Origin of the sequence: Shivajiella indica, from assembly GCF_042683085.1 — a bacterium.
In the GTDB taxonomy this organism is placed as follows: domain Bacteria; phylum Bacteroidota; class Bacteroidia; order Cytophagales; family Cyclobacteriaceae; genus Shivajiella; species Shivajiella indica.
This window is the reverse complement of record NZ_JBHUIV010000002.1, coordinates 140,452-165,695: the sequence shown is the minus strand read 5'-3', so window position 1 is coordinate 165,695 and position 25,244 is coordinate 140,452. Positions and strand designations below refer to the sequence as shown.

The window sequence follows — 25,244 nt, the reverse complement described above, 5'->3', positions numbered from 1 at the left end:
CTTATCTTTTGGTTAGGAATGCATCTGAATTGATAATGGCATTGGCAGTTATGGCATTGGCAGCTACCTGAGAGGGATCCAGGTCTGATCGGACCTGATATTCCCCTGCAGCGAGCCAACCTTTCAGTTTCTTTGGATCTGACTTAAATTTCCGGTATTCATTTTCCCTTAACTCCAACAGAATGTCAAGCTCTTTTTGATTGGGCATCCTACCGGTAAGTTTGCGGAAAGTATTTTCAATGGACATTGCAATTTCAGGATAAGCCAACATCTGCTCTCCCAAAACCTTGGAAGCCTCCACAAAGGTCGGATCATTCATCAACACCAAAGCCTGAAGCGGGGTATTGGTCTCTTGACGCTTACTCACGGAAACACTGTGGTCAGGTGCATCGAAGATGGCTAAAGTGGGATGATGCACCGAACGTTTCCAGACGGTATACATACTCCTGCGGTATAGGTTTTCACCCCTATCCTGAACATAATTGGCCCCATTGACTTTCCAAAGTCCATCCGGCTGGTAAGGAAACACACTTTTTCCTCCCACAACCGGATTCAGTAATCCAGCGGCAAAAAGGGCATTATCCCTTATCATTTCCGCCGGTAATCTGACTGAAGGACCCATGGCCAAAAAGGAATTGTCAGGATCAATTTCTTCCAATTCCGCTCTTTTTTTCGAAGCCTGTCGATAAGTGGCTGATGTAACGATCAGCCGCTGCATGGCTTTGACATCCCAACCTGAATGCTGAAATTCCAATGCCAACCAATCCAGCAATTCCAGATGAGAAGGCAATTCACCCTGATTTCCGAAATCCTCAGAAGTTGCGACCAGCCCTCTGCCAAAGAAATTCTGCCAAAAACGGTTGACTGCCACCCTTGCAGTGAGGGGATTTTCCGGGTCAGTCAGCCATTGGGCCAATCCCAGTCGGTTTTTGGGTAGATCCTCTCTCATAGGGAGAACACTTTCCGGTGTTTTGGGAAAAACTTCCTCTCCAGGAAGATTGTATTCCCCCCGGGTCAAAATATAGGTAGACCGCTTGTTCTGCATGTCCTGCATGATCATCATTTCAGGTATGCGCTCTACCGAATCCGAGTAAGCCTTTCTCTGGGCAATCACCACTTTCAGTTTTTCTCTATAAGCCAAAGAATGGTTGTTGAGGTAAAGTTTTTTAAGCGCCTGTTTTTCCTGGGGATTGAGTTGGCTCGGGGATTTAGAAATAACCGCTTTGAATTCCTCAGGTTTGGCAATCTGCAGCACTTCAATGGCTGAAAGTTCCTTTTCATAAACTGAAATTTCATCTACCAAGGCTCCTTTAAGCCCCTTGCCTCTCCATACTGCTCCCACCTGCAAACCGGGTTGCTGCCCATTGAAAAGGATGTCTTTGTACAGGTTGTCACGGGTAGTTTGGGTAGGCATTTCCTGGCCATCAAGAAAAACTCTCAGGCCATCGGCTTTGGAGGAACCGTCATAGGTCATGGTCAAATTGATCCATTGATCCCTTGGAATGTCCTTTTCGGTAATTTTGGTAATGGCATTGTAGGGAGCAGTATGGGCCATCAGCAATTCCAAGCGGTTGTTTTTCAGGCTGAGGTGATAGCCCCGCCAATTGTAAAGTACAGCCCCCGAGCCCTTGTGAAAGATGGCTCCATCCTTCAAATCCATTGGAATAAGAACCCAAATACTTATCGAAAAAGGTTCACTCCGTGAAAAAATACCTGACCTTCCCAAATCCAACCAGGAATCCCCATTGAGTTGTACCCCTTTTCCCCTTAATCCCTCAACATAGACGGGTTTTTGGTTTTTCACCTCACTGCTTTCCATGCTCCCTTTTTGGAAGGGATAAAGTTGGTTTTGAATGGACTTTTGGTCAAAGGAATAAAAGGCTACCCTGCTCGCCGGAAATTCCAGCTTGGCAATATTTTGAAGCGCATTGGAGGTCAACCATGTTTGAAAGGCAACCTCTTCCTCTTCTGCAATCTGAGCCAATTCCCTTTCTTCCTTTTCTTTATGGGCTAGCAGGTAAGACAGCATTTTATCCTTTTCCTCATTGGTCAAAAGCATGGTCGGGACAGGCATGGCATCATCCCAGGAAATCTGCCCGGCCTCATCCACCTGATTGAAAAAACTGCTGAGTTCAAAGAAATTCCTCTGAGAAATCGGATCATATTTATGGTCATGGCAACGGGCACATCCAAGCGTCAAGGCCATAAAAGCCTGTCCCATGGTACTGGTACGGTCCACCACATATTCCACCCGAAACTCCTCCTCCACAATTCCTCCTTCCATATTTTGTGGGTGGATGCGGTTGAAAGCTGTGGCGATGAGCTGTTCCTTGGTAGGATTGGGAAGCAAGTCTCCAGCCAACTGATGGGTGATAAACTGGTCATACGGCAAATTCTTATTGAAAGCCCTGATCACCCAGTCCCGATATGGGGAAGCATCTCTATACCTATCCACGGTATACCCATGCGTATCAGCAAACCTCGCAATGTCCATCCAGTGCATGGCCATTTTTTCTCCATAATGGACTGAATTGAGCAATCTGTCCACCTGCTTTTCATAGGCATCTTCAGAGGAATCTTCAAGGAAGGCATCAATTTCTGCCAAACTCGGGGGCAGGCCGGTCAAATCCAGGCTTAATCTTCTAAGAAGGGTTTCCTTGTCCGCCTCTACGGAGGGCTTGATTTTTTCCTGTTCCAGTTTGCTCAGTACAAATAGGTCGATGGGATTTTTAACCCAGGACTTGTCCTTTACTTTAGGTAAATTAGTTTTTTGTGGAGGAATAAAGGCCCAATGTTTTTTGTAAGCAGCCCCATCTTCTATCCATTTGATCAGGATGGCTTTTTCCCTTGGGCTCAAGGTCAAATTGGATTCCTGGGAGGGCATACGGTATTCAGGATCTTCGGAAATAATTCGGTGAAAAAGTTCACTTTTGCGAAGCTTGCCTGGTTTGATGGCAACCTTTCCAGGAGAATCTTTAAGTGAGGCAAAAGCCATTTCAGGATCGTGCAAACTTAATCCTGCCTTTTGGGCAGCCAGGTCAGGGCCATGGCAGGCGAAGCATTTATCGGACAAAATCGGCTTGACATGAATATTGAAATCCAATGCTTCGGGCAATTCCTCATAGGCAGCCTGAATATCCTCCGGAAGTTCCGGCCTGCAGGAATACAACATCAATACATAGCAGAGTAAACTGAGGATTCTTCGGTTCATTGAAAGACGAATACCCTCTTAAATTATAAGAAAATGAGGAGTTTTCCCACAGGTTATTTTAAGAAATTGGAAAACTATCCACTTGGGTTGTCAAAACAAATAAGAAGATGCTCTTACATTAATGACATTATAAATGTAAAATCTTAATTCTTTAATTTTTTGTAATTTTGACTAAAGCTAAAATTTAGGTAAAAGATTAAACCATGAAAACAGAAATTAAATTTTCAGGAATAAACGAAGATGGCCTTAAGGATTTTTTAATTAATCATAAATATGATGATGTACTCGATTTGGTTAAACAGCTGACATACACAACATCTTTTTTTGATAAACTCAAGGAGGGTCTTGAAATATTATCTTTAGAAAATGCAATTAATCTTAATGTTGGTTTTACTTTAAATTTACCTATAATTCGATTTAATGTTGAAGGAGATGATACCGCTGATAATTCCTTTGACAATAAACTAATTAACGCAAAAAGCATTAAAGATTTAGAGGAGAAATTTGAGTTGTCAATTTTGGAATCTTTACTACAATGGAACCAAGATTTTATTGATTATTGCATTTTCAATTTAACCTCAAAAAATGACTCTATACGATTTAAGGAACTTGCTTCCTATTATTTAAATTATTCAAAAAAAAGTGAGGAGTTTTTGCCGGAAAATTTGGAAGAATTGTTCCTTTCTGAATACTCCAAAGTTGAATTATTAGAAGAAATTGTTTTTCATTTAGAATGTTTAAGAGATTATGAATTCTCAACAGAGAATTTCGTTGAAAGCCATTTTAACATTGAAAGGCCCGTTGAAAATTTTTTCTCAAAATTAACTGGTCAATACAAAAAGGAGCTAGAAGATTATGAAAGGCTGAGGCTAAAGCACTTTGAAGAACAAGAGTTTAGAGAAAAACATGAAGTCGAAATAATTAAGAATTACAAAACATTGATTTCGAGTTTCGTAATTCAAAACATTAAACTTATTGAAAAAAATATTAATGGTTTAAAAGAAAATGAAAGTTCAGATAATCCTGAAATTAAAAGTATTGATTTTTTATTAAAGGAATTATTGGATAAAAATATTATTAATTGCTTATACGAGTTTGAATATGAATTATATATAAAAAACGATTTATTACTTTTAGATTTTTTGACACCTTCTTTTGACGACTTTTTAAAAGAGGAAAAATTAAAGGTTAATAAACCTGTTATCAAGAAGCTTGAAGATGAATATAGGAGAATTTGTATTTCAATACTTTTTGGTTTGACGGAATTGCTCTTTAAAAATTCATTGAACTCTTCTCTAAATCAAATATTCTTAAATGGGTTTGCAGAATACAGAGATAAATCTACTGGAAAACAAACCAAAAGCTGTATTATATCTTTTACGGTATCAAGAAATGAGTTTCAAGAGATCGATCTTAACCACATTGACCTAGTTCTTGCTTTCAAAAGATTTAAAGGAATTTCTGCTCCTAGTATTTCTGAAAATATCCCGATAAGACCAATTTTGTTATTGAATAAAGAGGATAAAAGGTTCATAGAAAGCAAGGATATAATTAACCTTGTCGATGAAAGGACAAATCTAGCTGTAATGCCTTGGGATGATTTTGAACATTTTGTCCGAGACTTATTTGAAAAAGAGTTTAATTTAACTGGAGGTGAGGTTAAAATTACGCAATCGAGTAGAGACGGAGGAATTGATGCCATCGCTTTTGATCCTGATCCAATTAGAGGAGGTAAAATTGTAATCCAATCAAAGAGATATACAAATGTAGTTGGAGTTTCAGCTGTTCGGGATTTATACGGGACAATGCTAAATGAGGGTGCCAGTAAAGGGATATTGGTCACTACCTCTCATTTTGGAGGTGATGCCTATGAATTTGCGAAAAATAAGCCAATAAGTCTAATTGATGGAGACAATCTTTTAAATCTTCTCATGAAACATAATTTTAAAGCGAAAATTGATATTAGAGAAGCAAAAGAAAATACGGGTAACAAGTAAGAATGGTCTTATGAAAATCTTTGTTAAAATATTTAATTCGTATAATATTTTAAAGTCATTTTTGCCCAATCATATGGCCTATTCAGGCCATTCAGAAGAAGAAATCCGCCAAGTATTAGCCCATTCAAATGTCCAAACCACAAAAATTTATCACAGGGAGAGACATGGATTTTCAGGTAGTTTTGAGATTATGAAGAGATTTTTGGAGGGGAAGGGATAAGTTAAAATCAATTTGAACGGTTTGCGAAAAAGATTAGTTGCGGATTGAGGGGAATTTCATTTCGAGAAATAAAGAGATAATTTCGGGTGATAATGTTGATTATCAGAACTTAATAATACACGATGTTATTTTCAGTTGCTAAACTACGCTTCTATATTTTCTTTCCAATATAATTTTTTCTTCAGAAATTTATCCGAGTTCATTCTTCGAAAGAAAACCGTATATCACAGCCCGTCACTTGAACCACCTTTGGAAAGCCTCTCACTTTCACTACAAGTGCTCTTAAACTTATCTTTAATAGAATTATTTTATTCTGCTGTATCTTTTCCCATCTAAATAACAATGAAAATCTTCGGATTCATAAAAATATTCAACCATAGATTTTGAATCCATGTTTTCAGCAGTCTTGATGTAATTGGACACCATGAGTCTAATCTCAGCCTTTTTCTGTGTTTCATTATTCCCTTTCTCATGAACTTTGGAACATCCCATTAGTACTGATAAAAGAGCAATTAAAAGAATCTTCATTTTATTCATATTGTCATTAACGGGATTTAGCTTGGAGACAGCGGGTAGGCATTCTGAGCCGTACCCTTCCAGACTACTACTAGCTTCTTAAAGATACTAAACTTTCAATTTACTCTGAACCGCCCGCCTGTATGCCGACAAAGGCAGGCTGTATCCAAGGTGATTTTATGGCATCGTTTTCTTTTCACGTGGATAAAGGATTTATTCTTATTTGACCACCAACAGCTTTCAATACTTTCATTATTGTTTCAAATTGAGGCTTAGATCCTGTTGATAAGGCTTTATACAAACTTGGCCTACTCATTCCTGTTTCTTCCGCTATTTTGGACATCCCAATTGCTTTTGCAATGTGCCCAAGCGCAACAACTATATCATTATTATTTCCTTCCTCCAAAACAGAATTCAAATATTCAGCAATCATTTCTTTGCTATCCAAATAATCTGCGATATCAAATTTTGATGTTTCCATTTTTTATTTTTTTATCCTTTTCCAAATTTCCTTTGCTTTTTCAATATCCTTTTGTTGAGTTGATTTTTCGCCCCCTAGAAGAAGAATAATGAGTTTGCCTTCTCTTTCCTTGAAGTAGATTCTATATCCTTTAGCATAATCTATTCTCAATTCATAAATGCCTTCCCCAACCGGTTTACAATCCCCAAAATGTTCGTCTATTTCAAGTTTCTGGATCCTAAACAAAATTTTTGCTTTTGCTCTTAGATCTTTCAACTTTCTCAACCACTTGTCAAATTCAACAGTCTTTTCAATAAAATACACTTAATTGTATGTCTTCTTTTGGATACAAATTTACACGATTTTTCTATAATTAAAAAAGTCACTTCGTATTCACTATAGGCTTTTGAAATGTGCCAAAACATTTGATGGTATGGTGTCGTGCGGGATTAGGAGGCAATTTCCTATCAGTTTACACCGACTTTTTTTACGAGCCACAAACCTTCGCAAACTGCTGAAACCCCCAAGCACTATACCATGTGTTAGCGGGTCTTTGTTTTCTATTTGTTCCATTTAGGCAATTTTCCTGTTTGCTCAACAAAGTCTTTTAGCATTTCAACTTGTTCTTTTTTCTGTTCATCTTTTCCTGTTGTTACGTACCAATAAATGTCAAGTGCGTCAGTTTTGTCTTTTAGCAATTGGTAAGTCCATCCAGTTTTTCTTGCGTTTTTGTCGTAGTGCACTCCATTCACTATTTCGTTAAATAGTCCTCCCGAATTCGAGTAACCGATATAAACCAGATTAATTCTTCCATTTCGTAATTCTAAAACTTTAAAAACACCGTCCTTATCTTTTGGTGCATTGCACACTTTTTCTAAGTCTTTGTCTGCTTCGAAAAAGAAATGGTCGTTGTCCGTATAATTTTTTGGCTCTTGAAACATTATCTATTTATTCTTTAGGAGTTATTACTTTTTCATTTGATTCAACATCTTTTAATGTTTTTCCGTTCTTGGTTTTCCATTCAGTAAGCCCATTTGCATTTCTTCCCATTACAATGACGGCTGCAGTAGATGGACTGCTGAAAATAAAGTCGTCCGAAAATTCGTAGTATTCACCTTTGTTGAGCAATACTCCTTCATCAATTAGAAATATTTTTATTGTCTTTCCGAATATCATATGTTAAAGTTTTCTGTTTTACAATGCCAGCTAACTTACTTATTATAACATATTTATAGCACAAAGCCATCCAAATAGGTTGGCTTAAAACTAAGATAAACTTTAAATTTAAATTTGTTTTCTCAAATATTACTTAGAAGTAGATATTAATTAATATCTTCAAAATATCCCTTCTTCCAAAATTACCCATTCCCTTCCAAAAAAAAATCCCCTGTTCGGGGTATAATTGTTCTTTAGAGACAATTAGGATTGTTGACCAATCCTTACTTAGGTTGGAGAATTTTATGCTACCCAAAACCATTTTTTTAAAATATCCAGAGTGACATCAAATGCTTAGGTTATTCACCAAACTTCCTTTTCACAAAAGAAAGTTTCCAAAAAATCCCCCGCCCAACTGCAATCTCAACTGCAATGTTGGGGTAAAGACACAAAAAAAGGGGTGCATAACCCCTTATAAATAACTGATTTTCAGTTTTGTAGCCTCGATACCCGCCCGAACGTACCGTTCGGTACGGGCGGGGGAATCGAACCCTAGCCTAAGGTCAAAGAAGAATATTTAATGGAAACTGGAAATAGGTTTTGGTTTTAAAGGCGCATCTAAAGGATGAATTTTATTGTAACCCAATCTTATATTTCAGAAATCTCCTTCCTGCTGCTGATTTGAAATACTTTTCCCTTTTTACAGCTTCTTCTATTGTTTCAAATTCTTCAAAATAAACAATTTCAAAAGGAATGTATGGGCTTTATTGAATCTGTCATACCTGAATTGTGCTGAAGTAGCCTTTTTTGAAGTTCCTTACAATGGCCCTTATAAAAATAATCATGATGCTTACTTTTTAACACGTAAGCATAAAATACTTCCTTCATCATAAAAAAGCTGAAAAAGATTGTAGCCTCGACAGGAATCGAACCTGTATCTAAAGTTTAGGAAACTTCTATTCTATCCATTGAACTACGAGGCCAAATTAGTTGACATATTTCAAATTTTCTTGTTTAGACTTCTTTTGTCTAACCATTTTAATTGATCCTCATTAAATTAGACTACCTTTTATAGTGTAATCTAAAGTTTAGGAAACTTCTATTCTATCCCCGCCCGGCAGGTGCCAGTCGGGCGGGCGGGCATTGAACTACGAGGCCATGTTGAGACTGTTAGAAGCGAGAGACTAGAGATTAGACTTCCGAAAATCAGTCTTGACTCTTGTCTCTTGTTTCTTGACTCTTAAACGCGTCGCAATTTAAATCATTCTCCCCCATTCAAGCAAATATATTTTCAGGCATTTGCGCTTTTCGAATTAAAAGCGCTATCTTTGCAGTCCAAAAATTACGATGGACGGGATCCATCAATTCACTTAATATCAAAAGAATATGGCAGTAAAAATCAGATTAGCGCGTAGAGGCAGAAAGAAAATGGCCATCTATGACGTAGTAGTCGCTGATGCTAGAGCTCCACGTGATGGACGCTTTATTGAGAAATTGGGTACTTATAACCCCAACACTGACCCTGCATCCATTAACATCAACAATGAGCGTGCTCTTAAATGGTTGTTGAATGGTGCGCAGCCAACCGATACGGTAAAGGCTATGCTTTCTTACAGAGGTGTATTATTGAAAAAACACCTTCAGATCGGTGTGTTGAAAGGCGCAATCAGCCAGGAACAGGCCGATGCTAAATTCGAAGCTTGGAAATCTTCCAAAGAAGCAGCAATCGGAGGAAAAGTTGACAGGTTGTCCAAAGCCAAGGAAGATGCTCGCTTGAAAGCTTTAGAAGCTGAAGCTGCTAAAAACCAGGCCCGTTTGGACGCGATAAAAGCGAAGGAAGAAGAAGCTAAAGCGGCAGCTGCTGCTGAAGCAGGCGAAGCCAACGCTGAGGCTGAATCCCCTGAAGCATCTGCTGAAGGAGAAGAAACCCAAGCTTAATACCCCACAATCGCCATGAACAAAGACAATTGTTTTCAATTGGGCCATATAGCCAAAGTTCATGGACTTCATGGTGAAGTAGGTGTCGTACTGGATGTGGATTATCCAGAAGATTATGAAGACCTCAAACATGTCTTCGTTGAGCAAAAATCCAGGCTGGTCCCTTTCTTTCTTGAACATTTTATCGTTTCGCACGGCAATAAGGTTCTGGCAAAGTTTGAGGATTTTGACACAGTAGAAGATGCAGAAAAACTGGTCGGTTCGGCCCTATTTCTTCCACTTAGTGAACTGGAGCCCCTCAAAGAAGACCAGTATTATTACCATGAATTGATTGGCTTCGAGGTGATCGATGAATCCCTCGGAAAAATTGGGGAAGTCAAAGTCATTTATGACTTGGAAACCCAGGATTTATTGGGCGTCGACCACAAAGGAAAAGAGGTCTTGATCCCTATCCAGGATCAGATCATCCAAAAGGTCGACAAGGCAGTTAAAAAAGTTTACTGCCACTTACCCACCGGATTGCTTGAAATATACTTGGAAGACTGATGCACATTGATATCATCACGGTTGTGCCAGGTTTGTTGGAAGGTCCCTTTTCCCATTCTATTCTCAAAAGAGCAGAAGATAAAGGATTGGCCAGCATCAGGGTTCACAATTTAAGGGATTATGCCAGCGGCAAACAAAAGCAGGTCGATGATTATGCTTTTGGAGGCGAAGCGGGAATGGTCATGATGATAGAACCTATCGCGAAATGTCTTGAGGCATTACAAAGCGAAAGGGAATATGATGAAGTCATTTATATGACACCTGATGGAGAAACCTTCAACCAGAAAATGGCCAATGAACTTTCTCTGAAGGGAAACTTGATCATATTGTGCGGACATTATAAAGGTGTGGATGAAAGAATCAGACAAAGATTCATCACCAGGGAAATCAGTATAGGGGACTTTGTCCTCTCAGGAGGTGAATTAGCAGCGGCAGTTGTAGCCGATGCCATCATCCGATTGATCCCCGGCGTATTGAATGATGAAACATCCGCCCTGACAGATTCTTTTCAAGATGGACTGTTGGCTCCACCGGTTTACACCAGACCTGCCGAATGGGAGGGAATGAAAGTACCGGAAGTGCTTTTATCAGGCCACCAAGCCAATATCGAATCCTGGAGATTTGACGCATCGGTTCGTCGGACCAAGGAAAGAAGACCTGACCTTTTGGAAGGGAAAGATTTCTAAGACGATAATAAGAAAGCAAAAATTCAATTGAGTCTAACAAAGACCGTGTTGAGACACGGTTGCTACAAGCAAATAAAATATAAAGCTATGAGCGATCTATTAAAATTTGTAGAAGCGGAATACAGTGAGGCAAGAGCCAAATTCCCTTCTTTCAAGGCTGGAGATACCATCAATGTACACGTGAAAATCACTGAAGGTAACAAAGAACGTATCCAGCAATTCCAAGGAACTGTTATCCAAAGAAAAAACCCTAATACCAATGGTGAAACTTTTACAGTAAGAAAAGTATCCAATGGTGTGGGTGTAGAAAGAATTTTCCCAATCCTTTCTCCTTCAATCGAGAAAATCGAATTGCTGAGAGAGGGTAAAGTGAGAAGAGCCAGATTGTTCTACCTGAGAGGCCGTCAAGGAAAGTCTGCCAAAATCAAGGAGAGAATCAGACACAGCAAATAAGATCAACAGAATCTTATTCAAAAAGGGAATCCGGTTGGGTTCCCTTTTTTGGTTTTGGTTCAATTGGAAAAGAACAAATCCCTCTATCAGGAAAAAAAATCTCATTTTTAACCCTAGTTCCTACGATTGGAGATCCGAATTAAACATTCCCTAAAAAATCATTAATGTTTTGGGTTTCTTGGTGCTTTCCTTTGCGGTTCAAAAATTCCTTATCTCCTCAAGAACTAATATCCAAAACATACCAAGCTCCATTCTTTTTACTTTTTACTTGGCTCATATTCAATCTCTGTGCCTTCTCGGAGTATCTCGGTGTAACAAAAAGCGAGGCATCCTTTTACCTTTTTACTTGGCTCTTTGGCGATCGAATAATCCAAGTTCACTTGCTATTGTAACTTTACTTTAATCTTAGAATATAGGTTAAATTTATTATCTTTGCACCCTGATTTTCAGAAACCATACTAACCTTTCATGACCTGAAATGGTTGGATTACAGAAGAAAAACCAACATGAACAGAGAAGTACGTGTACGATTCGCTCCTTCCCCAACAGGGGCTTTACATATTGGAGGTGTAAGGACTGCCCTATATAATTACCTTTTTGCCAGAAAAACAGGAGGAAAATTCCTCTTGAGAATCGAAGATACTGACCAAAACAGGTTTGTGCCTGGTGCCGAAGAATATATCAAGGAATCCTTGGATTGGTTGGGGATTTCTCCAGATGAAAGTCCTTGGAATCCCGGGGATTGCGGACCTTACCGTCAATCTGAGCGCAAACCTATGTACATGCAATATGCCATGGACCTGATTGAAAAAGGTCATGCCTATTATGCTTTTGATACTGCCGAAGAACTCGAAGCCATGAGGGTTAGATTGACAGCCGCACGAGTGGTATCTCCACAGTACAATTCCATTACCAGAACCCAGATGAAAAATTCTCTGACCCTTCCGGAAGATGAGGTCAAAGCAAGGCTGTCATCGGGAGAACCCTATGTGATCCGAATCAAAATACCCAGGAAAGAAGAAGTGAGACTGAATGACCTGATCAGAGGCTGGGTGATGGTGCATTCCTCTACCCTTGATGATAAGGTATTGATGAAATCAGACGGAATGCCCACCTACCATTTGGCCAACATTGTTGACGATCACTTAATGAGAATCACCCATGTAATCCGTGGTGAGGAGTGGTTACCTTCGGCACCTTTGCATGTCTTGCTATACAGATATTTGGGTTGGGAAGATACCATGCCCCAATTTGCGCACCTCCCTTTGTTATTAAAGCCGGATGGAAATGGCAAGCTGTCAAAAAGAGATGCGGAGAAGCACGGGTTCCCAGTATTCCCTATGGATTGGACAGATCCCAATACCGGCGAAAAAGCCATTGGCTTCAAGGAGCAAGGTTATCTCCATGATGCTTTCCTCAACTTTCTTGCATTTCTGGGCTGGAATCCCGGGGACCATCGGGAAATCTTTTCTATGGAAGAATTAATTGAAGCCTTCTCCATCGAGAGAATCGGTAAATCAGGAACCAAATTTGATATCAATAAAGCAAAATGGTACAACGAACAGTACTTGAGAGCAAAGTCTGATGAAGAGTTGGGGGCTTATTTAATTGCAGACCTTGAAAAAGAGGGAATTCATATCAGACCTGAAAAAGCAGGTCAAATAGCCCATATCATGAAAGAAAGGGCTACTTTCCCCGCTGACTTGTGGAAAGAGGGCAAATTTATGTTGATCTCTCCCACTGAATTTGACGGGGAAGTTGCTTCCAAAAAATGGAACCAAGATGCGATTACGGTACTAGAGACTTACAAGGAAAAATTGTCAGTATTTGAGGGAGACTTTAATCCGGAAACTGCCAAATCTTTACTTGAAGAAGCAGCTGAAATAAATGGCATCAAATTGGGTAAAGTAATGCAGGCGGTCAGATTGGCCATTACCGGTGTAGGAGCGGGCCCAGACCTGATGGCAGTGTTCAGCATCATCGGTAAAGAGGAACTGATCAAAAGAATCAGCTTTGCTTTTGAAGCACTACCAAAACAAGTATAGAACATAAACTTATTGGAGATGGCTAAAAAACCTAAAAAAGAAGAAACCCCAAAAGTCCATAAGGATTTGGAAGGGTTCAAAATGAATATCAATTCATTTGGAGAAATCTCCAGTACCTTCTCCATTGATAAACTCAATGAATTTCTCAACCAAAATGTGGAAGATAAAAAACTGAAGGATAGAGATGACCTGGATGAAATCAAAGAGGGAAAAAAGAAGAAAAAATAGGTAAAACCGGTCTTATGGCCGGTTTTTTTGGTTATCTATCATTGGAAAAAAAACAAAACAAAAATTCAGGGTTCAACATCCGACTTCAGAAATCAATTTGCACCTCACTTCCCACTAACTACCCAATCTTCTACCCACAAAATCCCTTCCATTCTCATAAAAAATCCGGTTGGCAATAAAAGATCCGGTAAGATTTCCTGGTAAATCAATTCCTGCCTGCCTTGCTAGTCTTCTGAATTCATTTTGAAATTTTTTCTTCAGATTACTTACTTTGGTCGCCTTGGAAGCCAAGCCTATACTATCGATTAACCCATCGAAATCAGATCCAATACATAAAATTTTCGTGAGCATCTTTTCTATTCCCATCTTCCCTTCAATCAGTCCCCCAACTTTTACAGCATGAAGGATATTGGCCATAAAATGAAGGTATTGCATATCATATTCATACGAGAGATCTGCTTTTATCCGATCATGAAAAAGGTCTGCCCTAACTGTTTTTCTTTGGTTTTTCCCATTTTGACTTCCGGCATGAAAGCCACCCATATTAAACTCCTCCTCAGATATAAAGTCAACATCAACGATACGGGGAACCCTTTCTGTGCCTTCATCAAAATAAAGGACACTTTCTGAGGTATTGGTATAAAATCCATCCCTCCATTCCACTTCCGTGTACCCCAAAATTCTTTTATCCAATGAAATCCCTATCAGGCCATCAGAATTGTAAATTTCAATGATGTCCTCATTGAAAAGATTGATCGTACTTGGATTAAAACATACTTGATCAAAAACCCTGTGGGCATTGGAAAAAACAGGTTTACCTAATTTCAGTTCATACTGTAACCCATTTTTTACTGTACCCAGAATATAATCTGTGAATTTTTCTGTAGCATGTTGGAACCATATCCCGGTAAATCCAGCATGGGTACATACAATAGGAGAATGTATTTCTTTTTCTTTCCTGTATTCGTAAAGCTCCCTGCGGGCCACCCAACTCATGTGTTTGATATCTGTCAAAACCTCTCTTTCTTCCAAAAGGTCCACCGTTCTTTTCCCCAATTCAGTCAATCCTTTTCCAACGGGCCTTAAAAATCTGTCGTCCATACCGGAATTTCTCAAACCATCCATGGCATAGGCCTGATTGGAGAAGATATTATTACTGTTATCTATATGGGTGAGGTTAATACTGCTAATGAAAACCTGTTGTTGAAGCGAAAGCAGATTGCCTTTTATGTCCTGAAAAATATTTTCCTGATTTACCTCATCCAGGTCAGTTCTCAAACAATGTAAGCCTTCAATAGTGAATACCAAATCGAGCGTTTTCTCCTGACTTATAGTAAAGCTATCCCCTTTTTGAAGAAAATTTACCTTTCCTTTCCCTCCAGACTCTGATTGTAAAAGATCAATATCTTCTTTGAGTACTGAAAATCCATTCCCGGTATTTTTTAAATAATCGAATCTTTCTCTGTTCAGGAATTTTCCAAACTTTCCTTTCTCAATGATATCCATAAAAGCCGAATTAGAAGTTATGGCCTTCATCAAATCTCTATCCGGAAAAAATAAAGCGACCATGACAATCCTGTAATTTCCCTTGATCAGTTGTTCCAAAGAAGATTGGGAGACAATGGTGTTTTCCAAAAATGGTCTTATCAGGCATTTGATCAAACTCAAAGCCCTAAATCCGGCGGTCAATTCCTTATACAGAATACTATCCCAAGGGGAGGTCGGGTTATCTGAATCTGAAAAATGGTTTTTCAAGGTGGGATGCAAATGAGCATCAAATAGTTTTTCCATAATTAAAAATTTTTAATCTTAATTGATCGGTTCTGAGTATAATAGAGGTAACAAACAACTTTAATATAGTATATTTCGACGTAATAATTAGTGGACAGAAGGATGAAACTTAAAATTTGCTATACCTTTTTACTGTTTTTACCAATTTTTGGATATTCTCAAACAGGTGTCATAAGTGGAAAGGTGATTGATTCACAAACAGGGGAAGGTCTACCCTTCTGTAACGTCTTTATCAATAATACAACCATTTCTACCACTACAGATTTGGATGGAAATTATAAATTGGAAGGAATACCTGAAGGTGAATTTGAGATTGGGTTTTCCTTTATTGGATACCAGGCTCAGCAAAAACCGGCTTCTATCAAACCCGGTAGTCAGCTTACCTTCAATGTAAGTATGGTTTCTTTAGAACAGGAATTGTCAGATGTAGAGATCAAAGCCTCAAGAGACAGGGCATGGGAAAGGGATTTGAGAAAGTTTAAGAGTTATTTTTTAGGCAACGACGAGATGGCTGCTAAATGCGAAATCCTGAATCCCTGGGTAATTGAATTTCCTTCCGACAATACGAATAATAATTTCCGGGCAGAGGCAATCCAACCAATTGAAATTGAAAACAAGGCCTTGGGTTACCTATTGACATTTGATTTGAAGACTTTTCAATTTACCCCAAGCTATTACATCATCTCCGGAGCTACAAGGTTCACTGATTTGGAAGCCCCAAATGAAGCCATTAAGGTGGAGTGGGAAAGAAAAAGACTTGATACTTACCTGAAGTCCCCTGCCAATATGTTCCGGTCTATGATTACCAATTCACATAATCAGGAGGGGTTTTTCCTTTATGGAGAAAAAGCAGGAGGGTCAGAAAGTATGAGCCTCAGGTCGGATGTTTTTGCCAACGAACTGGGAAAATCTGTCGTGGAATATAAGCCGGAAAACCTGGTACAGCCTGGAAGAAGACCAGGGGAGTATCGTATATTTTTGAAAGGAAGGATTGAAATCCATTATGAAAAAGGTTACAGCACCATCAATACCTATAAGGATGCCCCTTATCCAATTTCTTGGCTCGAGGTAAATGGAAATTATGTCACCGTCAATTCCAATGGGATGATTGTCAACCAAAAAGACGTCACCTTTTCCGGAGATATGGATAAACGTAAAATATCCTCCTTGTTACCTTTGGATTATGAACCCAATTTGAGCCGAAGAGATGATACACAACTAGCCAAAGATGCCAAAGGCATGCAAGAGAAAATACACCTTCATACAGATAGAGCCTTCTATTACAAAGGAGACCAATTATTGTTCAAAGCTTATTTTAATTATGGAAACCCTGAATTAAAGCGGGAATTAAGTAAAATCCTATATGTGGATTTGATCTCCGCAGATAGGGATCTGATCATACAGAAAAAGTTTAAAGTTGAAAATGGGCTAGTGGTGGGAGAAATTTTTCTTCCAGATACCTTAAGTCAAAATGAATATTATCTTAGGTCCTATACAAACTGGAATAGGAATTATGGCCCTGACACCTATTTTATCCAAGCTTTACCGATTCTAAATTATGAAGACAGGATTAGTTCGATAATAGAACCTGAAATTTCCGAAAATACGATAAAAATAAATTTCGATACCGACAAACCAAGTTATGGCCCAAGAGAAAAAGTGGTGGTCAATATGCAGTTGGCGGATGCAAACGGTAATCCAGTGGCGGCCAACTTATCAGTATCTGTAAGGGATGTTTATTTTTCTCCGGATGTTTTCAAAAGACCAGCCATTGAAAATTCATTACAGCTAAAAGAAATTCCTGAAACACTTACCACTGAGAAATTTTCTTATCCTTTAGAAAGAGAATGGAATGTCCAAGGAAAATTTTTAAATGAAAAAGGAAAGCCAGCTCAGGTTCCTTTCACTGTTTACATCAATAATTTTGAGGGAATGATTGAAATGGAGACAGATAAGGAAGGGAATTTTGTACTGGAAGATCTGGATTTTTATGGACCGTTGGATTTTGCTTTTTTGGCTTTGGACAAAAAAGGAAATGCTTTCGGCACTTTTGAGCTAATTCCAAAATTAAACCCTCCATTTTTCATTCCCGAAAGCATCAAATTCCCAAAGATATCCAAAACCAATGAGCCCATTTTTTATGAACCGAAAGATGATGATTCCGCAATTCCCTTGGAACAGATCACGGTTGAAGAGGATAAAAGTCGCTCTAATTCAAAAGCAATATATGGAACACCAGATTATGTGGTCAGGAGTGAAAATTTAAACAAAAATGGTACCATTACAGATCTGTTGATGAGCCTTAAATCCCAGGTCCCGGGCATGACAGTCACTACAACATTGGAAATAAGAATCAGAGGAGGAGCCACCTCCTCCAACCTTTCCATGGAGCCTTTGGTGATAATAGATGGTGCCCCAATGCCGGCTGGTCCAGGTTTCAGGGCAGCGGATAACATTGCTTCTATCAACCCCAATGACATTGAAAGAATTGAGGTAGTCAGTAGGATGAGCTCCATGATGGGAGATCTAGGGAGAAACGGGGTTATCGCCATTTACTTAAAAAGAGGTGGTTCGCAAATGCCTTTAATGAGCAACAATACACCAGGGCTTAATAGCATCATCATTGATGGATTTGGAATTGCGGGAAACTTTATTCCATTTGATTATAGTAAAGAAGAAGAGGCGCCTGAAATTGATCAAAGAGTTACCCTTTATTGGAATCCGTATATAGTAACCGACAATGACTCAGGTAAGTTTTCTTTTGAATTTTATACCAATGATTCACATGGGGAAAAAATCATAGAAGTTGAGGGGATAACCATAGAAGGCAAGCCAATACATGGGAGATATTCCATCCCCATCAGCAAATGATTTGCAAACAATCTGTATTTTTGAGCCATGCGATTAAAATTCACTATTTTATTCCTTTTGGTACTTAGCTGTTTTTCTACCCAATTGTTCTCTCAGATCAGTGTTGGATTTAGGGGAGGGATCAGCAGCTCTTCTGTGACCTATAGGTATCAATTAGGAAGAGCTGCAATCAATGCCGATGGGATCAGGGATTTTACCTATGCTTTTGTTATTGAATATTTTGGACAAAAAAATGCCGGACTTCAATTGGAAATACAATCCCTTACCTTGGGTTATACGCAGGAAAACGATTCCCTGGGAGTCAACATCTCCGAATGGAATTACCTCAAAGTACCGATACTATCCAATTTCTACTTTGGCAACAGAGGTCGGTTTCACATAAAAATTGGACCTCATTTTGGATACTTACTTAATGCGGTGGATGTGCAAAGAGACTATGAAAATCCTCCAACCGGACTTCCTACTTATGGGCAAGAAGGTGACGATCCTAATAAATTTATGTACGGACTGACCCTAGGGGCCGGGTTGTCCAATCTCTTTGGCAAATCCACTCTCGCAGGAGATGTCAGGCTAGCTTATGAATTTGGAAGACCTGAATCCCAGGACAGAATTTTCGATATGAATTCCACTACATTGGAAATAAGTATTACCTACTTATTCCTTATTCGAAAAAGGAAGAACCAAAATTAAGTTTAAAGGAACTAATCCATTGAATTTGGGTTAATAGTAAATAGAATCGCCAAAACAACACAATTATGATACAAGCACAGAAAAGACCTGTTCATATTTATATGGAAGCCAACCCAAACCCAAATTCTTTGAAATTTGTGGTTAATTTTATGCTGGCGGATGAAGGCTTGAGTTTTGACTACCCGGATGCTGAAAGTACCCAAAGCTCTCCCTTGGCAAAAGAGCTATTTAACTTCGCTGCTGTTGAAAGGATATTCATTGCCTCAAATTTTATTACGGTTACAAAAACAGATGGTGTAGAATGGATGGAAATCCAGGATATTATCAGAGATCATATCAAGAAATACCTGGAATCAGGAAAAGCAGCAGTTCAGGCCATATTTGACAAGGATCCTCTTTTCGATGAAAATGACAGCGAAACAGTAAAAAAAATAAAAGGAATCCTCGACGAATATATCCGCCCCGCAGTAGAACAGGATGGAGGGGCAATAGTTTTTCACAGTTTCCATGATGGAATAGTGAAAGTTTTGTTACAGGGTAGTTGCTCAGGTTGTCCATCCAGTACCATTACACTAAAAGCCGGTATCCAAAACCTATTGACAAGAATGTTACCGGAAGTAAAGGAGGTACAGGCAGAAGGGGTTTAAAAATATACATAAGCAATTTTTCATTTAAGAATTTTTAGGAAAGTACATGGATGTGCTTTCCTTTTTCGTAAATATTTTTGGGCATGCTAAAAGGGAATTGGACCTGGACTATTTTGGGGTTGATCGCATTGGTGATCAGATACTTTGCTGTGAAATTCCCTGAAAAAACAGAAGAAATCTATTCCAGAAGCTTTTTCCCGGGAATAAGGAACCTGATTGACAAAACCATATCCCAGTTACCGTTTGCTACGGTATACATTTTTGTATTTTCAGTCTTTATGGTTATTGGATTATTCACTTACCAATTCATTCAAAAAGATGGATGGAAGGAACGTTTGGGCTTTTCCATTAGATCTCTTATTAATGGAATGGGGTTTTTGATCTTTTTTTTCCTGTTTTTATGGGGATTTAATTACCAAAGGATACCCATCTTCCAACAGATTGGCATGAAACCCATTCCCCTTAACCAGGACCAATTGCTTGGGGAAATGGAATTGACACGAAACATTGTCAACCATCTTAGGTATAACATTGAGGAAGATACTATTGCTATTGAACAAATCATGCCCTATCCTGAACTAGAGAAACTGGTTAGGGCCAATATGAGGGAAAACCTCTATTTGTTGGGGCTGAACTTTACAGGAGAGCCCAGGACCAAACAGTTTTATCCAGCAGGATTTATGAGAAAGATGGGTATTTTGGGTATCTATTTTCCTTTTACAGGAGAAAGCTATATTGATCCTACCCTTCATCCTTTAGAGAAACCCTTTACCATTGCCCATGAAATGGCCCATAGTTATGGGGTAACTGATGAAGGGGAGGCCAACTTTATCGCATGGGTAATCTGTTCCAACTCTGATGATCCCCTTCTTCAATATTCGGGTCAGCTCCGCTTGCTGCGTTATCAAATGAATGACCTGTACCGCATGTCCAAGGAGCTATACGGGGAATTCTATAAAACCATTCCAAAAGGAATCAGGAATGACCTGCTTTCCATCCAAAAGGCAAATGAGCAGATCAAACCCATCAATTTGGAAATCAGCAGAAAATCCAATGATCTTTTCCTCAGGACCCAAGGAGTAAAAGCAGGTATTAACAGTTATCAGCAGCTCCCCATGTTGGCCTTTGCCTGGAGGAATAGTTTGAATGAGTAATTATTCTCTGTTTTTCAAAAATCTTTCAATCTCAGAGATTAAATTAAGGAATTCAAAGCCAACGATTCCCTTCGTCCAATTTTGAATTCCAAAATCTATGAAAAGCATTGTCTTACAAAAGCCCGAGCATTTAGTATTTGAAGAAATAGATAACCCTGGCAAGCCCAATCCCAACGAGGCTTTGGTTAAAGTCCTTAGGATAGGCATTTGCGGAACCGATATCCATGCATTTAAGGGCAGGCAACCTTTTTTTAATTATCCCAGAATTTTGGGACATGAACTTGGTGTGGAAGTGGTGGAAACCGGGATTGCTGTAAACCATTTAAAAGCAGGGGATAAATGTGCCCTTGAACCCTATTTTAATAAAACTTTGGGACAGGCAGTAAGAAGAGGAAAAACTAATTGTGGGGAAGAAATTTCAGTTTTTGGCGTGCATGAGGATGGAGGAATGAGACCTTATTTTAAAGTGGATGCCAATTATCTTCATCCATCAGAAAAACTAAATTTTGATCAATTGGCCTTGATTGAACCTTTGGCCATAGGATATCATGCAGTACAAAGAGCTTCACCTGAGCAGGATGACAAAATTCTTGTAATCGGAGCAGGCCCAATAGGCATGGCTGCTGCCCAATTCGCAATTTTAACCAACAAACAGGTGGTTATCATGGACATCAACCGACAAAGATTAGATGTCTGTCAGAAGCATCTTGCCCTTAAAGGTTCGCTCCATATTGACAACCAAGATTTCAATTACCCTGAAAATTTAAAAAATATCTTCGATGGTGATTTGCCAACAGTAATTTTCGATGCCACAGGTAATCCGGATTCGATGAAAAAAACTTTGGAATTCGCTGCCCATGGAAGTAAAATCGTCTTTATTGGGCTTTTTCAGGGAGATTTCATTTTTCATGACCCACTTTTCCATAAAAAGGAATTGACCTTGATGGCCAGTAGAAATGCCCTTGGAAATGATTTTAAGGAAATTATTGGATTGATAGAAAGTGGAATTGTAAATACTGATTTTTGGATAACCCACAGAATAAATTTTGAAGAATTGCCTGAGCAGTTTGGAGGACTTTTTTTTGGAAATGAACATGTAATCAAAGTAATGGTTGAACTATAGATAAATATATTTTATCTGTCTTTGATCTCAATTGAGGGCTTACCAGTTACCTCTGCGTTTTGATTTTTTGTTTTTTTCTAAAAAATTTTTAGTTAATTGTCATATATCCGAGCATTTTTTACACTAAGAGTTAGATATGAAGACAAGCCAACTGGAACAAGTCATCAAGGAAATGCATGCAGAGGCCTACCTTTGGTCAAGACAGTGCTGCAATTTTCAGGATTGGCTTGCCAAGGATGTGCTTCAGGAGGTTTACCTTAAAATTCTCGAAGGAAAGGCCAGGTTTCATGAAAAGTCCAACATAAAAACCTGGTTGTTTTCAGTAATCAGGTACACCGCAATGGAAAACCTTAAGAAGGAAAAAAAGCTCCTCCCCTTGGAGGAAGGATTAGAAGTTGAATTGGTGGAGGAAGTAATTTCAAAAGTAAATCATGAAAAGCTGATCATGGAACTTCCTGAAAAACAAAGGGAAGTACTTTTACTGGTGTTTTATCATGAACTTACCTTGGAAAAATCTGCCGAGGTCATGGGAATCCATGTAGGTACTGCCCGCACTCATTATGATAGGGCAAAGAAAAATTTGAAAACATTAATTCTAAAAAAGAACACACATGAACAAGCCGGATAATTTAGAGGAAAAGGAACTGGCGTTGTTTTTTTCAGAGTGGAAAGAAGAAGACAAAAAACGGGATATTCCTGAATTTGAATATGAGAAAAAGAGCGATATCAGGATTTGGAAATGGTTGCCTTTAGGGATTGCAGCCGCTTTCCTTGTAGGATTTTGGATGCAGTCTCCAAAACCAAAGGAGACTGACTTAGAAGGAGATATGGTCATCATCACATTTATAGAGGATGAAAATCAGGAACAACAGTTTGTGATCGAGGTGAAATCCAGTTTGGATGTTTGGGAACCTCAAAGTAGTTCCTTGTTGACAGAATTTTAAACCAACTACTATATACCATGAAAAAGTTACTCACAATTTGTCTCTTTTTGGTCTTGGCCCAGAGCTATGCACAGGATATATTTAAAGAAACTTTGTATTCCGCTGACCTTGTCATGACTAATAGGGAATCTATTAATCTGACTGATCTGCAGGCAGAAAGAATCAAAAACATCCATAGCCAAAATGCAAGTGATTTCAGGACGCTGAAATGGGAATTAGACGGAGCCAATGCCAAACTAAAAAGCATATTATCTGCAGAGAAAGTTGATCAGTCAGTTGCAAACAGACAAATGGACCTGGTTTTATCATTGGAAAACCAGTTGAAGAAAAAGCAGCTAAATACTATGATAGCCATCAAAAATGAACTTACCGAAAGCCAAAAGGCCGAGTTAAACATATTGAAGTATACTCCAACTTCTTTTACCAATTTTAGTGAGGCCATACCAGGAAGTAGCAGCGATTCAGACAAAGGTTCAAAAAATATTATGTCCGTTGTTTCAAGTGGAAATAATCAACCCATCTACATCATTAAGCAAGGTTTAAAGGAGAAAAAAGTTTCGAATATCGATGTCAATGCTGTTGGTCCCAATATGGTCAACAGTATTACAGTCCTTAAAGGAAATTCAGCTTGGGAGATGTATGGGGAAGAAGGTAAAAATGGTGTTGTTATTTTGGAATTGAAAAAAGAAGCCAATTATAAGTTTGAGTAGAATAAAAATTTAAAAGGCAATAAACTCATATTGGATCGTGGGATTGCAAATTTTAATTAAGGTTTTTACGTAATTCTTTCATTCTAATTACGATCCATCTTGATGAAGCAGTAAAAATTTTTCAAATTTGGGGAATAAAGCGGGTGTAGCTCAGTTGGTAGAGCGTCAGCTTCCCAAGCTGAAGGCCGTCGGTTCGAGACCGATTACCCGCTCCAATTTCTAAGGGTCCGGACTGAATCATTCATTCAGCCCAGTTGCCAAAGAATCCATTTCAAATAGTTTCAGCCATAAAATCACTTAGCCCAAGCGGCTCCTTCAGCTGATCTTCTCCATTGAAAATACCGGTCCAAAACATTCATGGCTGCTTCATCAGGAACTTCTCCTAAATATGGTTTGGGACCTAGATACATCACTTTGGGATTGGAAGAGGTATAAACAGGCCACTCAGGAAGGCCATCTCCATTTGGATTTCCATTTTTGGCAAAATTGGTCCAATACTTACCCATAGCTTCCATGATTTCCAAATCGGTTTGGGAAGTTTTAGAATTGTTGGGATCAAGGTTCTGAAACACATAGGCCACATCTACACCATGAGGGGTACCGTGATCTGCTTGGGGTGAATCCTCTGGAAAATCAGGATGCTGATCAAAAATATAGAAGTAAACCGGAGATTTCCCGGTCTGATTCTGAAGTTTTGCCCAGGACCAGGTATGCCATCCAAAAGCTGCATCGCGAAGCAGATTTCTGGCACTTCGAGGAACAATGGTATCCCCAACCGGATAAACTTCCATCAATTCATCTGCAAAGGGACCAAAGCGTCTATTTACATTTTCTTTGTATTCCTCAGGATTGCGGCCGGGTGAAAAGCTTAATCCCTCGTCAGAATTATAACCCAGCAATACCGGCACATTATTGTATTTGCCTGCTTCATATAATTTGTATTGGTCATCAGGAATCACATAACCATCTACTATTGGCCAAGCCCCTCCCAAACCCATACCCATAGGTAATTCTTCCGCGGGAATTTCCCTTAGTTGCGCAATGGAGGATGCATTCAACTTTTGGACATATTCCAGCCCAACTCTCTCTGCTTGTTCCAAAGTTTTCATATTCTCCCCAGGAAAGGTGGTAGGCCTGGTCGGACCAAAAGAACCACCGCTTTGTGAAATGGCCTGTTGAAATAGACCTTTGGCCAAAGGAGAAGCACATAACATGCTGACTGAAATGCCTCCGGCAGACTCACCGAAAATGGTCACCTTATCCGGGTCTCCCCCAAAAGCCGAAATGTTATCCTTTACCCATTTTAATCCGGCTATCTGATCCAACAAACCATAATTGCCGGATACAACATTTGGGTTTTCTTCACTTAATTCAGGATGTGCCAAAAATCCCAATTGCCCTACCCTGTATGCTATGCTGACCAAAACCACACCCTTTCGGGCGAGGTGCTCTCCATTGTGGACGGGATCAGAGGTTGAACCAAAACTAAAGCCTCCCCCATAAATCCACACAAGTACGGGTAATTTCTCTTTTTTAGATTTGGCAGGAGTCCAAACATTAAGGTAAAGACAGTCTTCGCTCTTTCCTGAAGCAGGGTTACCTCCCTGCATGGGTGCAGGGGCATATTCCAAGGTCTGTTTTACCCCTTCCCATTTTACCACTGGTTGAGGAGCTTTCCACCTCAAATCACCCACTGGAGGAGCTGCGAAGGGAATACCTTTAAATATGGTCAAATCATCAATAACAGTACCCTGAATGATTCCGCCACTTACCTTAACCTGGCCAGGGATAGGCTCTTGGCAGGATGATAGACTAATACCGATTAAAGTGATAAACAATAAAACAAAGTTTTTCATGCG

At 39.1% G+C, this 25,244-nt stretch carries 24 protein-coding genes and 2 tRNA genes; 16 read left to right on the top strand and 10 right to left on the bottom strand.

What is annotated here, in order from left to right; genetic code table 11:
• Position 1: 1 nt before the first annotated feature.
• Positions 2–3,211, bottom strand: coding sequence for a DUF1553 domain-containing protein (locus ACFSKV_RS00730; protein WP_380799607.1), 3,210 nt, complete (start codon positions 3,209–3,211; stop codon positions 2–4).
• 203 nt (positions 3,212–3,414) lie between these two features.
• Between ACFSKV_RS00730 and ACFSKV_RS00725 the strand changes: the two genes are divergently transcribed.
• Positions 3,415–5,208 carry a restriction endonuclease gene (locus ACFSKV_RS00725; RefSeq protein WP_380799605.1) on the top strand — a complete coding sequence of 598 codons (1,794 nt, stop codon included), beginning with the start codon at positions 3,415–3,417 and terminating at the stop codon, positions 5,206–5,208.
• 523 nt (positions 5,209–5,731) lie between these two features.
• Here the strand turns inward: ACFSKV_RS00725 and ACFSKV_RS00720 are convergent.
• From ACFSKV_RS00720 to ACFSKV_RS00690, 7 genes are all read right to left on the bottom strand, one after another.
• Positions 5,732–5,965, bottom strand: coding sequence for a hypothetical protein (locus ACFSKV_RS00720; protein WP_380799604.1), 234 nt, complete (start codon positions 5,963–5,965; stop codon positions 5,732–5,734).
• Between the two features lie 175 nt (positions 5,966–6,140).
• Positions 6,141–6,425, bottom strand: coding sequence for an addiction module antidote protein (locus tag ACFSKV_RS00715; RefSeq protein WP_380799603.1), 285 nt, complete (start codon positions 6,423–6,425; stop codon positions 6,141–6,143).
• Positions 6,426–6,428: 3 nt separating this feature from the next.
• Positions 6,429–6,728 (bottom strand): type II toxin-antitoxin system RelE/ParE family toxin, encoded by a 300-nt coding sequence (locus ACFSKV_RS00710; RefSeq protein WP_380799602.1) that lies wholly within the window; start codon positions 6,726–6,728, stop codon positions 6,429–6,431.
• Between the two features lie 236 nt (positions 6,729–6,964).
• A complete protein-coding gene (locus ACFSKV_RS00705; RefSeq protein WP_380799601.1) occupies positions 6,965–7,345 on the bottom strand; it encodes a hypothetical protein in 381 nt (126 codons plus the stop codon).
• Between the two features lie 7 nt (positions 7,346–7,352).
• Positions 7,353–7,580, bottom strand: coding sequence for a DUF4357 domain-containing protein (locus ACFSKV_RS00700; protein WP_380799600.1), 228 nt, complete (start codon positions 7,578–7,580; stop codon positions 7,353–7,355).
• Between the two features lie 723 nt (positions 7,581–8,303).
• A complete protein-coding gene (locus tag ACFSKV_RS00695; protein WP_380799686.1) occupies positions 8,304–8,447 on the bottom strand; it encodes a GIY-YIG nuclease family protein in 144 nt (47 codons plus the stop codon).
• A 23-nt stretch (positions 8,448–8,470) separates the two neighbouring features.
• Positions 8,471–8,542, bottom strand: a tRNA-Arg gene (locus tag ACFSKV_RS00690).
• A gap of 403 nt (positions 8,543–8,945) precedes the next feature.
• On the opposite strand from ACFSKV_RS00690, the gene ACFSKV_RS00685 reads away from it, so the two are divergent.
• The 6 genes from ACFSKV_RS00685 to ACFSKV_RS00660 all read left to right on the top strand — a co-directional run bounded on the left by ACFSKV_RS00685 (position 8,946) and on the right by ACFSKV_RS00660 (position 13,455).
• On the top strand, positions 8,946–9,497 hold the full coding sequence (locus tag ACFSKV_RS00685) for a 30S ribosomal protein S16 (RefSeq protein WP_380799599.1): 552 nt from the start codon (positions 8,946–8,948) through the stop codon (positions 9,495–9,497).
• A 15-nt stretch (positions 9,498–9,512) separates the two neighbouring features.
• The gene (rimM, locus tag ACFSKV_RS00680) at positions 9,513–10,043 is read left to right on the top strand and encodes a ribosome maturation factor RimM (protein WP_380799597.1); all 531 of its coding nucleotides are present in this window, start codon (positions 9,513–9,515) and stop codon (positions 10,041–10,043) included.
• Positions 10,043–10,729, top strand: a complete 687-nt coding sequence (trmD, locus tag ACFSKV_RS00675; RefSeq protein ID WP_380799596.1) for a tRNA (guanosine(37)-N1)-methyltransferase TrmD — start codon at positions 10,043–10,045, stop codon at positions 10,727–10,729. The genes rimM and trmD overlap by 1 nt, the downstream gene beginning before the upstream one ends.
• A gap of 87 nt (positions 10,730–10,816) precedes the next feature.
• Complete coding sequence (rplS, locus tag ACFSKV_RS00670; protein ID WP_380799595.1) at positions 10,817–11,182, top strand: 50S ribosomal protein L19; 366 nt, start codon at positions 10,817–10,819, stop codon at positions 11,180–11,182.
• 506 nt (positions 11,183–11,688) lie between these two features.
• Positions 11,689–13,227 carry a glutamate--tRNA ligase gene (gltX, locus tag ACFSKV_RS00665; protein WP_380799593.1) on the top strand — a complete coding sequence of 513 codons (1,539 nt, stop codon included), beginning with the start codon at positions 11,689–11,691 and terminating at the stop codon, positions 13,225–13,227.
• A gap of 18 nt (positions 13,228–13,245) precedes the next feature.
• Positions 13,246–13,455: a hypothetical protein gene (locus ACFSKV_RS00660; protein ID WP_380799592.1), complete on the top strand. Its 210-nt coding sequence runs from the start codon at positions 13,246–13,248 to the stop codon at positions 13,453–13,455.
• 114 nt (positions 13,456–13,569) lie between these two features.
• On the opposite strand, the gene ACFSKV_RS00655 is transcribed toward ACFSKV_RS00660, so the two are convergent.
• A complete protein-coding gene (locus ACFSKV_RS00655) occupies positions 13,570–15,246 on the bottom strand; it encodes a membrane dipeptidase (protein ID WP_380799590.1) in 1,677 nt (558 codons plus the stop codon).
• Between the two features lie 102 nt (positions 15,247–15,348).
• Between ACFSKV_RS00655 and ACFSKV_RS00650 the strand changes: the two genes are divergently transcribed.
• The 9 genes from ACFSKV_RS00650 (at position 15,349) to ACFSKV_RS00610 (ending at position 23,600) form a co-directional block, all read left to right on the top strand.
• Positions 15,349–18,117 carry a carboxypeptidase-like regulatory domain-containing protein gene (locus tag ACFSKV_RS00650; protein WP_380799589.1) on the top strand — a complete coding sequence of 923 codons (2,769 nt, stop codon included), beginning with the start codon at positions 15,349–15,351 and terminating at the stop codon, positions 18,115–18,117.
• 27 nt (positions 18,118–18,144) lie between these two features.
• A complete protein-coding gene (locus ACFSKV_RS00645) occupies positions 18,145–18,807 on the top strand; it encodes an outer membrane beta-barrel protein (protein WP_380799587.1) in 663 nt (220 codons plus the stop codon).
• A gap of 65 nt (positions 18,808–18,872) precedes the next feature.
• Positions 18,873–19,454, top strand: coding sequence for a NifU family protein (locus ACFSKV_RS00640; protein ID WP_380799586.1), 582 nt, complete (start codon positions 18,873–18,875; stop codon positions 19,452–19,454).
• A gap of 83 nt (positions 19,455–19,537) precedes the next feature.
• Positions 19,538–20,608 carry a DUF3810 domain-containing protein gene (locus tag ACFSKV_RS00635; RefSeq protein ID WP_380799585.1) on the top strand — a complete coding sequence of 357 codons (1,071 nt, stop codon included), beginning with the start codon at positions 19,538–19,540 and terminating at the stop codon, positions 20,606–20,608.
• A gap of 97 nt (positions 20,609–20,705) precedes the next feature.
• Entirely contained in the window at positions 20,706–21,731 is a 1,026-nt protein-coding gene (locus ACFSKV_RS00630) for a zinc-binding alcohol dehydrogenase family protein (protein ID WP_380799583.1), read from the top strand.
• 136 nt (positions 21,732–21,867) lie between these two features.
• Positions 21,868–22,359 carry an RNA polymerase sigma factor gene (locus ACFSKV_RS00625; RefSeq protein WP_380799582.1) on the top strand — a complete coding sequence of 164 codons (492 nt, stop codon included), beginning with the start codon at positions 21,868–21,870 and terminating at the stop codon, positions 22,357–22,359.
• Positions 22,343–22,675: a hypothetical protein gene (locus ACFSKV_RS00620; protein ID WP_380799581.1), complete on the top strand. Its 333-nt coding sequence runs from the start codon at positions 22,343–22,345 to the stop codon at positions 22,673–22,675. Before ACFSKV_RS00625 ends, ACFSKV_RS00620 begins: the two co-directional genes overlap by 17 nt.
• A 17-nt stretch (positions 22,676–22,692) precedes the next feature.
• A complete protein-coding gene (locus ACFSKV_RS00615) occupies positions 22,693–23,385 on the top strand; it encodes a Spy/CpxP family protein refolding chaperone (RefSeq protein ID WP_380799580.1) in 693 nt (230 codons plus the stop codon).
• A gap of 139 nt (positions 23,386–23,524) precedes the next feature.
• Positions 23,525–23,600: transfer RNA gene (locus ACFSKV_RS00610), tRNA-Gly, on the top strand.
• Between the two features lie 78 nt (positions 23,601–23,678).
• Here ACFSKV_RS00610 and ACFSKV_RS00605 read toward each other — a convergent pair.
• Positions 23,679–25,241 (bottom strand): carboxylesterase/lipase family protein, encoded by a 1,563-nt coding sequence (locus tag ACFSKV_RS00605; protein ID WP_380799579.1) that lies wholly within the window; start codon positions 25,239–25,241, stop codon positions 23,679–23,681.
• Between the last annotated feature and the right edge of the window lie 3 nt (positions 25,242–25,244).